Raw genomic sequence first — 13,855 nt, 5'->3', positions numbered from 1 at the left:
CCTAACATTTTTGGTAAAATTTAAGGATATGGTTTATATCTGAATAATTTGGAGATATAGGTCATATGTTTTTTTTACAATTGTTAACAATTAATAATTTAAAAACATTATGAACATTTACGAAGCAATTAAGAAGGACCACGATATTCAAAGAGATCTTTGTGATAAAATATCAAAAACTTCAGGAAATTCTTCAGAGCGTAAAGAACTTTGGACTAAGCTCCGAAAGGAATTGGAAGTGCATGAAGTAGCAGAGGAACGATATTTCTACTCTCCCTTAATAGAGACAGACAGCATGCAAGAAGATGCACGCCATGGAATGGCAGAACACCATGAAATAGACGAACTCATTCAAGAGTTGGAGGCAACCGATATGGTTTCTCCACATTGGTTAGCGACTATGAAGAAATTGAACGATAAGGTGCACCATCATTTGAAGGACGAAGAAAATGAGTTTTTTGGAAAGGCAAAAAAAGTCTACAGTCAAAACAAGTCTAAAGAGCTAATGGAGGGTTATGAAAAGACCAAGAGGGATTACAAAAAGGATTGGCCTAACTCAATTCCAGGTTCGGATTTGGAATCATAAAAAGGCGAGAATTAGCTTTAAAATAAATACATTTTAATGATATGGAGTAAAAACTATTATTAACACAAAATATAAGACATTAAAACAGGTTTATATATTTACCGTTGGCAATACTTTAAAAATGAGATAATTTTGATGTACGTGTTTCGTCTGTAATTCTTAGTACTTTTTGTGGTTTTATGAATGTGAAATAATTGAATTATAACTACTTGACATCCAGTTTTAAGCCATTAAAAGTTAAAAAAAATCAATAAATGGGAAGCAGCGATTCCAGAAGGTCTGCATTTAAATATTACCGCGATCAGACATTGGGCAGGCTATTTAATACCTCCACTTTTTTAGGAAATGTGGTAATCGCCTTTTTGGTAACCTATTTTATTCCGTTTGAAGATGCCACTCCGGCAATGTACAGTGTGCTTTTTTTGACTATTCTCGCTTTAGGTCTTTGGATTACAGAAGCGATACCACCTTTTGCCGTGGGAATTTTTATTATCGGCTATTTGGTCTTTACGCTTGGATCAGATTATTTTTTAGAAACCCCCATGCCAATAAGCGGTTATGTGGGCGCCTGGACCAGCGATGTGATTTGGCTATTGCTGGGTGGGTTTTTCCTCGCCGAGGGCATGAAGCGAGTCGAACTTGACCGAACACTATTTCGCTTTACCGTACGTCGGTTTGGGAAGAAACCAAAAAGACTACTCTACGGTTTGATGATGATGACTGCCGTGGCAAGCATGTTTATGTCAAATACGGCTACAGCGGCCATGATGATTGGGAGCATAATGCCTCTCGTATCCAAGCTGAGCAAAGGAAATCCCCTTACACGTTCCTTGCTCACTGGAATACCGGCCGCTGCATCTGTGGGTGGTATTGGAACCATCATCGGCAGCACCCCCAATGCAATCGCTGTGGGTGCTTTGGAAACCATTGGCGTTAAAATTACATTTCTCACCTGGATGGTATTTGGAGTTCCACTTGCCTTATTCTTGGTTTGGTCGTTTTGGAAATACCTCTCTTCCAAGAATATTGCTGACGTTGTCGATCTCGATTTGTCGTTTTTAGATGAAGAGCCCGAACACTTGGTGCCGGTGAAGGAGAAGTGGATCGTTATTATGACCTTGTTTTTTACAGTTCTTCTCTGGAGCACCGAGTCGCTTCATGGAATTCCCTTGGCCGCTACATCAGCTGTACCAATTGTCGTCCTTACGCTCACCAGTATCATTTCGGCAGATCAGGTACGTGGACTTCCCTGGGATACACTAATGCTGGTAGCCGGAGGTCTCGCGTTGGGCCTCGCTATTGTAGACGTGGGATTGGCTGACAAGTTTATTACCATGCTCAATAGTTTTAATTTCCCGCTCTTGTTGCTTGCCATTATATTTGGGTATCTCACGTTGGGAATGAGCAACGTAATGTCAAATACCGCCGCGGCGGCCATTTTGATTCCAATCACTTTGGGCCTCCCGGGAATATTTCAGGTTTCAGTACCTCTAATTATTGCTCTAAGTGCAAGTTGTGCTTTGTTTTTGCCGGTATCTACACCTCCAAATGCGATTGCATATAGCACGAAGTTAGTAGATCAAAAAGATTTCAGGATAGGTGGAATCTACTTTGCTGGAATTGCTCCTATTTTCATTTTACCATTGGGTATTCTCGTTGCCTACCTTCTTTCATTGGGCTTTACGCTTTAAACCTGAGTTCGATTCTTATTCCGAGATTCATTATCAATTTGAAACAATTCACCCATTTCTAGACGGTAATGGACGTGATGGAAGACTCATGATAACTTTATATCTGGTCGAAAAGGAGATATTGAAAAGACCTGTTCTCTATCTGTCGGATTTTTTTGAAAGAAATAGAAATTTATACGATGACAACCTGACGAAGGTTAGAGAAAAAAATGATATCCAGCAATGGTTTTCTCAACGCTGAAATCAGTGAATACGCAGTCCCGACTCCATTTACCTGCAGTGGATTAAGACAATGTTGCGTATCGGGATTTTGTTTTGACGTCGGTGTTGTAAAGATCAGTTCTAACAGATTGAATAGTCGCAAACGCTTAGGTTGTGCTTGATTATCTATCTAATTCTTATAATGCCTTTCTTTGTCATTTATTTCCCAAATATCTTACGGAAAGTCGTAGGAATTGCTTTGATATTTATGGTTATCTTGCAGTGCCTCATTTCTTAGTGTCTTGCCTTTTTTTTCTTATTCTAAAATTTAAGTAGGTGTTTTGTATCTGAATAATTTGGAGATATAGGTCATATGTATTTTATACTATTGTTATGCGCAAGTTAAGAAGCTATCAACCAGACTAATACATAAAAACATGTTTTTTAAAGAGTACTTCAAATCAATAGCTGACATTAAAATACGTTATATCGCATTTGACTTCAAAACATGAAACACGTTTATACATTTTTCATCCTAATGGTCATCATTAGTTGTTCCCATTCACAAAAAACAACTGTGACACCAAAAGACTATCTGGATGAAGTTTTTACAATAGTTGAGGAAAATTCAATTAAACGGGATTCGGTTGATTTTGATGATATAAAGAGTAAGGCTTATGAAAAAATAAATAGTATGGATTCAATTGAAAACTGTTATCCAATTGTAAATTCAATTCTAAAAGATATAGGTGATAATCATAGTTTTTTTATGTCAAAAGAAGAAGTTGCAAAATGGCAATCTACAAGTAAAACGGCTGATGTAAATGAGATAATAACATTTAATGGCAAGCTCCTAAATCAAGACATTGGTTACATCCATATGAAAGGATTTGGCAGTGGCGATTCAATTTCTATCCAACAATATGCGGATAGTTTGCAAAATCAAATAAAATCCATTGACAACAAAAACCTTAAAGGTTGGATAATAGATTTGAGAGAAAACACAGGTGGTAATTGCTGGCCAATGTTAGCTGGATTGGGACCTTTATTAGGCAATGGAATTTGCGGTTATTTTATTGATAACAAACAAAAAAAATTTTCTTGGTTTTACAATTATGGTGAATCTGGAATTGATTCTACAACAATTACTAAGATAAGTGGACAGCATTATGAGCTATTAAACAATTCAAATCCAATTGCTATATTAACAGGTAAGCGCACAGCTAGTTCAGGTGAAGTTGTGGTAGCGGCCTTTCATAAAAAGAACAACACTAGAAGTTTTGGAGAAAGTACTAGAGGTTTATCCACTGGCAATGCCAATTACACACTAAGCGATGGTTCAATGATTTTGTTGACAAGTTCTATATATGCGGACAGACAGGGAAATATTTTTGGAAAAGAAATAGAGCCAGACGAAATAATTAAAAACTCTTATTCTTCAAATGGGAAATTTTATGACAAAGTCATCCAAAGAGCAGTAAAATGGATTTATGAATAAAAAAACGCTATACCGTTTTACGGGCAATATATTGGGCATCTATAAAACCATGGAACATTTCACGGGCCATAAAAAATAGGTATTTCCTAAAATCAAATTGTTATGACAGAAACAGCTGAACATCTGGTTGTCCAACATATGGAACATCAAAAAGCTTTTTTCGCTACGAATCAAACCAAGGATATCCATTTTAGAATACAACAGCTTCAAAGGCTGAAACAAGCTATTGTCAAGTATCAAACGAAAATAGAAAATGCCTTATGGGAAGATTTGCACAAATCACCCGAAGAGGCCTATCTAACAGAAATTAGTATCGTAACCGGCGAAATTGACTATCACATAAAACATTTAAAAAAATGGGCTAAACCGAAAAGGGTATCCACCCCCTTGCATGTGTTACCGTCATCAAGTAAAATACGATATGAACCCCTAGGGGTAGCCTTGATCGTGGCGCCCTGGAACTATCCTTTTCAATTGGTTATGAATCCGTTGGTTGGCGCCATATCCTCAGGTTGTTGTTGTGTGCTGAAACCATCGCCCGATACACCGCGCACTGCGAAAGTAATGGAAGATATAATTGCCGAGAATTTTGCATCCGAATATATCTGTTTGGTGCAAGGGGGAAAGGAAACCAATACCATCCTATTTAAGCAAGATTTCGATATTATTTTCTTTACAGGAAGTCCTACGGTAGGAAAAGTGGTCATGAGAGCGGCGGCAGAAAATTTAACACCGGTGATTTTGGAGTTGGGAGGAAAAAGTCCGTGTATCGTTGATGAGGATGCCCATATTGATATCGCAGCAAAGCGCATCGCATGGGGCAAACTCATTAATGCGGGACAAACTTGTATAGCACCGGATTATCTTTTTGCCCACAAATCAATTAAAGATGAGCTATTAAATAAAATAGCCCTACAAATTAAAGCAATGTATGGCGACAATATAAAAGAAAGTCGTTTTTACCCACGCATTGTCAATGGGCAGGCCATGGAGCGGTTAGCAACTTTACTAAAGCAGGGGGACATCCATACAGGAGGTGTCATTGATGCCAAAGAAAGATTTATGGCACCTACCCTTATCGACAATGTCGATCCTGATTTTTTAGTGATGCAAGACGAAATATTCGGTCCCATTTTACCGGTAATGACGTTCGATCATATCGATGAAACTATTTCCTATATCAATACAAATGCAAAGCCCTTGGCATTGTACTACTTTGGTAAAAACAAGAACGCAAAGCATGTATTGGAAAAAACCACATCGGGCGGCGCATGTGTGAACGATACCCTAATGCATATTACCAACCATAATTTGCCTTTTGGCGGCGTCGGGAACAGTGGTATGGGAAGCTACCACGGCAAACAAAGCTTTTTGGCCTTTAGTAATCAAAGAGCGGTGGTATCAACCCCTACTTGGATTGATATACCCATGAAATACGTCCCGTTCAAATATTTCAAAGTAATTAAAAGACTTATTTAGGAGGCATAAGAATTCGATGGTACTGATGCCGGAGGAATGATGGCGTGTTCCCGTACCTAAATTTCAATCCCGTCTCTTCAAGGTTTGCTATCTTTATCAAAAACATTAAAATCACATCCCACATGAGCAACAAACCACTGACCATCACCGCAAGCATTCTTGCCACGCCCGAAAAAAGGGAGTTGGTACGGCAGTCCCTTCTCAACCTAATACCTCCTACCCTTAAAGAGGAAGGCTGCCTAAACTATGACCTACACCAAGACAACGAAAACCCCGATCGGTTTTTCTTTTACGAAAATTGGGAGAGTCGTCAGCTATGGCAAAACCATAATGCCAGCGCACACATTGCAGCACATCGAAAGGCGACCGAAGGGGCCGTGGTGGAGGTTATTATACATGAGATGACCCATATTTGATATAAATTCGTGAGATTCGTGTCAAAGCATCCCCCAACAAAAAGCATGAGACTAAAGTGCTCTATTTCCAAAGAAATCAAAAACAGAACCGTATGAGCAACTATCTAAAATTCGCATTGCTACTACTACTTGTAGGATGCCAACCCAACACCGCCGACACTAGCAAATCCGAAGAAATAGATCAGGCCACTATCGCCAAACATATCGAAACTTTGGCATCCGATGCATTTATGGGGCGAATGCCGTTTACCAAAGGGGAGGAAAAAACCGTTAGCTATCTCAAGTCCGAATTTGAAAAATTGGGCGTTTCGCCCGGTAATGGCGACAGTTATTTTCAAGAGGTGCCGCTGGTGGAAATTACGGGAACCCCTTCGGAAAAAATGAGGATTTCGGGATCCAAAGGGGATTTTGACCTCAACTATTTTGACGATTTTGTGTCCCTTACCCGTAAAACGGATAGTGTCGTCAGCCTTGAAAATTCTGAATTGGTTTTCGCGGGCTATGGTATCGTGGCTCCGGAATACGGTTGGGACGATTATAAAGGAATAGACTGGAAAGGCAAGACGGCCGTAGTATTGGTCAACGACCCCGGCTTTGCTACTAAGGATTCTACGCTTTTTAAAGGGAACGCCATGACCTATTATGGCCGGTGGACCTACAAATACGACGAAGCCGCCCGACAAGGGGCCGCGGGAGTGCTTATTATCCATGAGACCGCCCCGGCGTCGTATGGTTGGAATGTGGTACAGAGCAGTTGGAGCGGTGCCCACCTTAATTTGGAGAGCGAAGCCCCGGTAACCGACGTAGAGGGCTGGCTGAGCAAAGCGGCGGCGACCAAAGTGTTCGAGGCCTCCCCAATAGAAAACAAGGATTTCAACAAATTAGCCCTTAGCAAGGATTTCAAACCGATTCCCTTGGGCGTAACCGCCTCCATAAAAATTACCAACACGATTAAAAGAGATGTCTCGAAAAACGTAGTCGGCCTTATCGAGGGCACTGACCGAAAAGACGAGTACGTCATCTATTCGGCGCATTGGGACCATCTCGGCATCGGGCGTCCGGTGAACGGGGATTCCATTTATAACGGGGCGGTCGATAATGCTTCTGGTACAGCGGCCCTTCTCGCCATCGCCGAAGCCTTTAAAAAGGGCTCCCCACCGAAACGCTCCGTTGTCTTTCTGGCGGTAACTGCCGAGGAACAGGGTTTGCTAGGTTCCGCCTATTATGCGGAACATCCCATTTATCCCCCGGAAAAAACGGTGGCGGACATCAATATGGATGCCTTTGAAAGTCCGGGACCTATGAAAGATCTAACGATAACTGGCTTCGGACAGTCCGAAATGGATGAATATGCCAAGGAAGCTGCCGAAAAGCAGGAGCGCTATATCATTCCGGATCCCGAAGCGGAAAAAGGCTATTTCTTCCGATCGGACCATTTTAATTTTGCCAAGATCGGTATCCCGGCGCTCTATGCCGCCGGTTCCTATGAGGATTTTGACCATGGCCCTGAATACATCCTAAAAAAGAATGATGAATATCGTGAAAAACGCTACCACCAACCCTCCGATGAATACGATCCGGCCACTACGGAATTGAGCGGTGTCCGTTTCGATGTCCAATTGCTATACGAGGTAGGCCTAAAATTGGCCAATGAGAGCAATTTTCCCAAATGGTACGACGACAGCGAGTTTAAGGCGGCACGTGAAGGTCGTTAATCTTACGAACACCATCTGATTTCCATCCTTAGCATTTTTTAAGTAGCTTTATGCAGGGATGCGGTAAAACACGCCTTGGATTATGCCTTAATTTTAATTTGACAGGATAGTATCATGAAAACCGACATACAACTCAACGTAAACGGCAAGGAGCACACCGTACAATCCGCCCCCGATACCCCGTTACTTTACGTATTACGAAACCAATTGGAACTCAATGGCCCCAAATTCGGTTGTGGCCTTCAGCAATGTGGTGCCTGTATGGTTTTGTTGGATGGTAAATCGACTACTTCCTGTCAGTTGCCAGTGCGTACCGCGGCAAAATACAAAATCACCACATTGGAAGGCCTAGTGGATGAAAACGGTCGATTGCATAAGATACAGGAAGCCTTTGTCAAGGAGCAGGCCGCCCAGTGCGGGTATTGCCTAAACGGGATCATCATCGCCTCGGTGGCCTTATTAAATGAAAGCCCCTCACCTACCGATGATGAGATCAAGGAGAAACTAAATTTGAACATTTGCCGATGCGGCGTCCATTCCAGGGTGGTCAGGGCGGTAAAGGCGTCCATTGAATGAGGTGTACCAGGTAAAGCATACATATCCGAAATTTCAAGCACCCAATTGCAAATTGCCAAAAAAAGGGACTGGGTGCGACCCGTGTCTAATTCCGTATAAACAAAATGAACATGGAAACTACAAGGCGTAATTTTCTACAACAACTCGGATATGTAAGCATCGGTTTTTCGTTGATGGGTGCGGCTCCTGTACCCCATTCTTTTTTAGCACCCTCAAAAATGAGGGGTTCAGGCAAACGTCCCGACCAAAACCACATCAATGCGTGGCTGCACCTGTTGGAGAACGGCAAGGTGCTGATCATGAGCGGCAAGGTGGAACTCGGCCAAGGCCTACGCACGGCTCTAAAACAAATCGCCGCCGAGGAATTGGATACACGTTTGGACCTTATCGAAATGCAAATGGCGGAAACTGGAAAAACGCCAGACGAGGGCTACACGGCCGGCAGCTATTCGATCCAATCCAGCGGAATGGCCATCCGCAATGCCGCAGCTTCCGCCCGGGAGACCGTTCTAAAAATGGCTTCGGAAAAATGGGGAATCCCGATTTCACAACTGCAATTAAAGGATGGGGAGGTCATCGGCCCAAAGCAAAAAATCAGTTTGCACCAGTTGCTGGCGGGCAGGCAGATAGAGCAAGAGGTCGGCACACCCTCCGAATTCAAAGGAAAAACCGTCCGTAGATTCGTGGGAAAGCCCGTTCCCCGAAAGGATATCGAGGACATGGTCCGAGGTAATCCGATATTCGTCCAGGACCTTCGCTTTCCCGATATGGTACATGCCCGAACCGTAAGACCGCCCAGTTATACGTCGGAGTTTGTTTCCATGAACGAATCGGATTTCGACACCCAACCTGGATTTTTAAAACTGGTGCGTAAGGGCAATTTCATAGGGATACTGGCCGAGGAAGAATATCAGACCATTCAAATCATGGAGCGGGCCAAAAAAAGCGTACAATGGAAATCCGAAGATTATTTGCCCGCAAATACACCGTTAAAGGACTATTTGAAAACCCTTCCCCTGGAAACCAAAACCCAAGAGGATAAGGGAGATGCCCAAACGGCCATTGACCAATCCCAAAAACGGCATAGCGCCTCGTATTTCAAGCCCTACATCATGCACGCCCCCAACGGGCCATCATGCGCCGTCGCAATTTTTGAAGATGAAAAATTAAAGATCTGGTCGCACAGCCAAGGGATTTATCCCCTACGGAATTCATTGGCCGCCCTGTTTAAAATGTCGGAAGACGATATTCACATCATCGGGGTTCCCGGTTCCGGCTGTTACGGCCATAATGCTGCGGACGATGCTGCCACCGAGGCCGCCCTGATGGCAGTCGAATATCCGGGCCGACATGTCCGCCTGCAATGGATGCGCGATGACGAGAATGGCTGGGAGCCCTACGGCACGGCCATGATCGTAGAACTGAAAGCGGGCCTGGATGCCAATGGCAAAATTAACGGATGGCAGTACGAGGTTTGGTCAGACGGGCACAGCAACCGGCCCGACGGCACTCCCGAAAGCCTCTTACCGGCACGTTTTCTGGATGAAGGGTATGGGGCACCAGGCATCGGATACAAAGGGGGTGCGGTGCGCAATTCGGTCCCGTATTATACCATCGATGCGGTCAACGTGCAATCGCATATTTTTTTGGGACCGTTAAGGACCTCCTCGTTAAGGGCCTTGGGTGCCTATGCCAACCTCTTTGCGCTGGAATGTTTTATGGACGAGCTCGCACATAAGGCCGACATCGACCCCATCGAATTCCGTTTGATGCATTTGAAGGACCCCCGCTCCATAGACTGTTTACAGAAACTCAGGAAGAATACATCGAGAATCGATCTTGCCGAGGGGGAAGGACTGGGCTATGCCTTTTGCCATTATAAAAACGAAACTGCGTATTTTGCCGTTGCTGCCCATGTCAAGGTGGACCGAAAAAACGGGGCGGTACAGCTAAAAAAAATGTGGGCGGTAATAGATGCGGGGGAAACCATCAATCCCGATGGTCTTAAAAATCAAACGGAGGGGGGCATGATACAATCCGCCAGTTGGGCGCTTAAAGAGGCGGTGCGCTATGATGCCCGCCACATTACAAGCCTGGATTGGAACTCCTATCCCATCCTTAGGTTCCCAGAAACGCCGGAAACGGAGGTAGAGGTCATCGATAGGCCCGACCAACCGCCGGTTGGCGCGGGAGAAGTCGCCCAAGGCCCGGCTACCGCCGCAGTTATCAATGCCATTTTCAATACGACCGGGGTACGGATACGGGAATTGCCAGTGACGACTGATGCCCTTATCAATGCCTAAAAGCTTGTTTAAAAATTGTTTCTGTAGGTTTTCAGAAACAATTTTTAAACAAGCTCTTAGGATTCTGATGGGATATATTGAGGACCGATACCGGAAAGTTAATACCCTTACATTTTTTCGTAGGCTTTCGATAATTCGTTGATCCGCTCATCCGACAAGTCTTCGCTAGCCACTACCAATCGGTACTTAAAGGTGACGGATTCCCCTTTTTTTAGACTAAAGTTCAGTTCTTCCTTGCCTTCAGAAAATATTTTTTGACCTAGGGTGTTGGCCGCAAAAAGGCCGTAATCCCTAGCATGCCAATAGGTAGGGTAGCCCACGTTGTCCGGATTATCGATAATCACAAGCGATACCGGTTCTCCGTTTATTTCACTGGATAGTTTCATCCATTTGGCCCGGGTGCCCCAAACTTCCCCGCCCTCGATGCCTTCCGAGCTGCGATAATTACCCTTGACATTGGTATTATCCATTTTTGCGACCTTGGTCACGACCCCGTGGGAGTCCATCAGTTCGGTGGGTTTGTCTGTGGGGAGTTCGAGTTCACGGGCCACGCGAATGGCAAACATGCCCTCTTTGTTATCGGTAAACTTCACCTTATCGACCATCGCCGTCAAGGTCGTAGTACGATCGATGATACGCATGTCGTCCATCGCTTTAAAATCGAATTCCGTTTTCTCTTCAAGAAGGACTTCGTCATCGGGCGATTTCCAAAGCGATTTGGTGATTAAGGTGGCTTTGCCCTTGCCACTTTTGGCCTTTTCGATGGATTGATGGTAAATCGTGCCGTATCCGTTCCTATCTTCCTCGGGAATCGCCTCGGAATTATTCCAAAAATCGAGTCCGTTTACGTCTCCATAATTCAACCAGATTCCCACATGGTGGGGATGGTCGGTACGGTCACCGGCCTTATTGACCATAGGGTAACTGCGCGTCAGCATGTTACCTCCGGGGGACATCACCGGCCACAATACCGGTTTTTTGACGTTGTCAGGGTAAATATAGGAGGTAAAAAGTTCGCCATCGACCAATACATCTACCTTTTTTTCTGCTTCGTTCGTCTTTAGATCAATGGTAGGTTTTTTGGCCGATTGACCGAATAGTGCCGTGCCGCCGGTGAAGGCAGCAATCAAAAACAACAATTGGTATTTCATCTTTTTTTTAGTTTTAAACGTTTTCTGGAACTTCGAATCCTTCACGGTAGTCGCGGGTCAAATATTTGTCGGCCTCTGGGTCGTTCACGAAATTCTCCGTCTTAGGGTCGAATTCCAGTACCCTTCCGGTCCTGTAGGCGATGTTCCCCAAATGGGCGAGACCCGAGGCGAGGTGGGCCGTTTCGACGGGCCCGTTCAGGATGCTCTTGTCGTGCTTGCGTACCGCCTCTATGAAGTTGGCGAAATGCCCGGTGGTACCGCCCGCGCCGCGTTCCATGCCCGTAGCCGCCTCCCCGCCATCGTCGCCGGATTGTCCAGGGGTACGGTCCTGCCCCATGTAGGTCTTGTACTTGTCATAACCGTCGACCACCAAGATACCTTTCTCGCCGTAGAAAATATTGCCGACCGTGACGCCCTCCTCGGTATTGGTGCACCAAGGGCGCACCTCGAACTGGATGATTTTGTTCTCCTCTGGGTAATTGTAAGTCGACGTTAGGGTTTCCGGGGTCTCCTTGGCATCGTCCCAAAGGTACTTGCCGCCCATGGAGGTGATCTTTGTGGGAAGTCCCACGTCAAGCCCCCACATACAGAGGTCCGTTTCGTGGATGCCCTGGTTGCCTACGTCGCCGTTGCCGTAGGGCCAGTTCCAGTGCCAGTTGTAGTGGACCAGGTTACGGGTGAACGGCCGCTTTTCCGCGGGGCCTGTCCAAAGGTCGTAGTCGATGCCCTCTGGAACGGGCGAGGTGCCGGCATCGCCGATGCTCTCCCTCCAACGGAAAACCAGGCCGCGTGCCATATAGACCCGCCCGATATACCCGTCTCGAAGCAGCCCGATGGCCTCGTTGACGGCGGGGGAGCTCCGGAGCTGCACCCCGTGCTGCACGATACGGTCGTACTTTTCCGCGGCCTCGATCATCTTGCGGCCTTCCCTGATATTGTGCGAGCCGGGCTTCTCTACGTAAACGTCCTTGCCGGCCTGGCAGGCCCATATCATGGCGAGCGCGTGCCAATGGTTCGGCGTGGCGATGGTGACCACATCGATGTCCTTGTCGTCGTAGACCCTGCGGAGGTCTTGTTCGAGCTTCACGTTGGATCCGTATTTTTCCTTGAAGGTCTTTTGTTGCGCGGTCAGCAGGTTCATATCGGGGTCGCAAAGGGTGGCGACACGAACGTTGTCGAGTTCCATCAGGCTTTGGATATGGCTCTTACCCCGCCCGTGGATGCCCAGTACGGCGGCATTGATGCGGTCGTTGGCGCCGAAGACGCTTGACGAGACGATGGTTGGGGCAGCGATAATGCCCGAACTGGCCACCGCTGTTTTTTTGATAAAAGACCTTCTTGAAGATTTCATATTGATTAAATTTATGGTGAAGTATTACTTTATGCCATTAAAATAGGAATAAAATTTCTTTCATGATCCGTTAGAGCGCAAAGATGTTACAATTTCGGTACCCTTAATCCCCATTCAAGCGGATAAACCCGCCGTCAATTGGAAAATCGGTCCCCGTGATGAACGAGGCTTCATCCGAACAGAGATACAGGGCCAAGTCCGCAACTTCTTGCGGCTTGCCCATTCTGCCTATGGGTTGGGTCTTTGAAAGCTCTTCTAGCTTTTCCTCGCGATTGTCGGGAAAGTTTTTCTGAAGATATCCATCTACAAACGGGGTATGGATCCGTGCCGGTGAAATACTGTTGCACCGAATGTTATGGGCCAAATAATCCTTAGCCACCGAGTACATCATACTCAAGGCCGCCCCTTTTGACATGGAATAGGCGAAACGGTCGTTAATACCGACCGTTGCTGCAACAGAAGCCATGTTCAAAATTACCCCTCCCTTTTTTTTCATTATCGGAAGTACGGCATAAATGCAGTTGTAGACCCCTTTGATATTAACCCCGTAAATTCTGTCCATATCGGCCGGCTGGGTATTTTCGGCATTCCCAATATGCGCAATACCCGCGTTGTTGATCAAGATATCGATGGCATTTTTGACGCCGATTTCTTGTATCGTCTGCTTGACCTGATTATGCGATGATACATCACAGGCATGGACGTAGGCCTTACCTCCAGCAGATTCAATTTCTTGGACGGTTTGCTGGGCCGATTCCGCTTTTAATTCCAAAATATGTACGTGGGCACCTTGCGCGGCCAAGGTCTTTGAAATGGCCTGGCCGATACCGCTACCACCTCCAGTTACTATCGCCGTTTTTTGTTTTAGGTTGAATTTCATTTGAATGA

General features: G+C 45.3%; 12 protein-coding genes. 9 read left to right on the top strand and 3 right to left on the bottom strand.

What is annotated here, in order from left to right:
- Nucleotides 1-109: 109 nt before the first annotated feature.
- The 9 genes from BLT07_RS03730 to BLT07_RS03690 all read left to right on the top strand — a co-directional run bounded on the left by BLT07_RS03730 (nucleotide 110) and on the right by BLT07_RS03690 (nucleotide 10,465).
- Nucleotides 110-586, top strand: coding sequence for a hemerythrin domain-containing protein (locus BLT07_RS03730; protein WP_091865936.1), 477 nt, complete (start codon nucleotides 110-112; stop codon nucleotides 584-586).
- A 254-nt stretch (nucleotides 587-840) separates the two neighbouring features.
- Complete coding sequence (locus BLT07_RS03725) at nucleotides 841-2,277, top strand: SLC13 family permease (RefSeq protein ID WP_091865935.1); 1,437 nt, start codon at nucleotides 841-843, stop codon at nucleotides 2,275-2,277.
- Nucleotides 2,186-2,518, top strand: a complete 333-nt coding sequence (locus BLT07_RS21170) for a Fic family protein (RefSeq protein WP_217633284.1) — start codon at nucleotides 2,186-2,188, stop codon at nucleotides 2,516-2,518. Before BLT07_RS03725 ends, BLT07_RS21170 begins: the two co-directional genes overlap by 92 nt.
- A gap of 537 nt (nucleotides 2,519-3,055) precedes the next feature.
- Entirely contained in the window at nucleotides 3,056-3,976 is a 921-nt protein-coding gene (locus BLT07_RS03715; protein WP_175455243.1) for a S41 family peptidase, read from the top strand.
- Between the two features lie 102 nt (nucleotides 3,977-4,078).
- The gene (locus BLT07_RS03710; RefSeq protein ID WP_091865931.1) at nucleotides 4,079-5,455 is read left to right on the top strand and encodes an aldehyde dehydrogenase; all 1,377 of its coding nucleotides are present in this window, start codon (nucleotides 4,079-4,081) and stop codon (nucleotides 5,453-5,455) included.
- Between the two features lie 122 nt (nucleotides 5,456-5,577).
- Nucleotides 5,578-5,871 (top strand): putative quinol monooxygenase, encoded by a 294-nt coding sequence (locus tag BLT07_RS03705; RefSeq protein WP_091865930.1) that lies wholly within the window; start codon nucleotides 5,578-5,580, stop codon nucleotides 5,869-5,871.
- 92 nt (nucleotides 5,872-5,963) lie between these two features.
- Nucleotides 5,964-7,586 carry a M28 family metallopeptidase gene (locus tag BLT07_RS03700; protein ID WP_091865928.1) on the top strand — a complete coding sequence of 541 codons (1,623 nt, stop codon included), beginning with the start codon at nucleotides 5,964-5,966 and terminating at the stop codon, nucleotides 7,584-7,586.
- 114 nt (nucleotides 7,587-7,700) lie between these two features.
- Entirely contained in the window at nucleotides 7,701-8,162 is a 462-nt protein-coding gene (locus BLT07_RS03695; protein WP_091865926.1) for a (2Fe-2S)-binding protein, read from the top strand.
- A 110-nt stretch (nucleotides 8,163-8,272) separates the two neighbouring features.
- Complete coding sequence (locus BLT07_RS03690) at nucleotides 8,273-10,465, top strand: xanthine dehydrogenase family protein molybdopterin-binding subunit (protein WP_091865924.1); 2,193 nt, start codon at nucleotides 8,273-8,275, stop codon at nucleotides 10,463-10,465.
- Between the two features lie 107 nt (nucleotides 10,466-10,572).
- Here BLT07_RS03690 and BLT07_RS03685 read toward each other — a convergent pair whose 3' ends face one another.
- The 3 genes from BLT07_RS03685 to BLT07_RS03675 form a co-directional block, all read right to left on the bottom strand.
- On the bottom strand, nucleotides 10,573-11,616 hold the full coding sequence (locus BLT07_RS03685; protein WP_091865922.1) for a DUF6807 domain-containing protein: 1,044 nt from the start codon (nucleotides 11,614-11,616) through the stop codon (nucleotides 10,573-10,575).
- 13 nt (nucleotides 11,617-11,629) lie between these two features.
- Entirely contained in the window at nucleotides 11,630-12,967 is a 1,338-nt protein-coding gene (locus tag BLT07_RS03680) for a Gfo/Idh/MocA family protein (protein WP_091865920.1), read from the bottom strand.
- A gap of 103 nt (nucleotides 12,968-13,070) precedes the next feature.
- Nucleotides 13,071-13,847: an SDR family NAD(P)-dependent oxidoreductase gene (locus BLT07_RS03675; protein WP_091865919.1), complete on the bottom strand. Its 777-nt coding sequence runs from the start codon at nucleotides 13,845-13,847 to the stop codon at nucleotides 13,071-13,073.
- Between the last annotated feature and the right edge of the window lie 8 nt (nucleotides 13,848-13,855).

This window comes from Pricia antarctica, assembly GCF_900101815.1.
Classification (GTDB): domain Bacteria; phylum Bacteroidota; class Bacteroidia; order Flavobacteriales; family Flavobacteriaceae; genus Pricia; species Pricia antarctica.
Note: the sequence above shows the minus strand (reverse complement) of the source record. Positions and strands in the feature narration are given on the sequence as shown.

Excerpts from the sequence above, each read along its gene's own strand:
- BLT07_RS03730 (WP_091865936.1), top strand. The coding sequence starts at position 110 with ATGAACATTTACGAAGCAATTAAGAAGGACCACGATATTCAAAGAGAT.
- BLT07_RS03725 (WP_091865935.1), top strand. The coding sequence starts at position 841 with ATGGGAAGCAGCGATTCCAGAAGGTCTGCATTTAAATATTACCGCGAT.
- BLT07_RS03710 (WP_091865931.1), top strand. The coding sequence starts at position 4,079 with ATGACAGAAACAGCTGAACATCTGGTTGTCCAACATATGGAACATCAA.
- BLT07_RS03705 (WP_091865930.1), top strand. The coding sequence starts at position 5,578 with ATGAGCAACAAACCACTGACCATCACCGCAAGCATTCTTGCCACGCCC.
- BLT07_RS03700 (WP_091865928.1), top strand. The coding sequence starts at position 5,964 with ATGAGCAACTATCTAAAATTCGCATTGCTACTACTACTTGTAGGATGC.
- BLT07_RS03695 (WP_091865926.1), top strand. The coding sequence starts at position 7,701 with ATGAAAACCGACATACAACTCAACGTAAACGGCAAGGAGCACACCGTA.
- BLT07_RS03690 (WP_091865924.1), top strand. The coding sequence starts at position 8,273 with ATGGAAACTACAAGGCGTAATTTTCTACAACAACTCGGATATGTAAGC.
- BLT07_RS03685 (WP_091865922.1), bottom strand. The coding sequence starts at position 11,616 with ATGAAATACCAATTGTTGTTTTTGATTGCTGCCTTCACCGGCGGCACG.
- BLT07_RS03680 (WP_091865920.1), bottom strand. The coding sequence starts at position 12,967 with ATGAAATCTTCAAGAAGGTCTTTTATCAAAAAAACAGCGGTGGCCAGT.
- BLT07_RS03675 (WP_091865919.1), bottom strand. The coding sequence starts at position 13,847 with ATGAAATTCAACCTAAAACAAAAAACGGCGATAGTAACTGGAGGTGGT.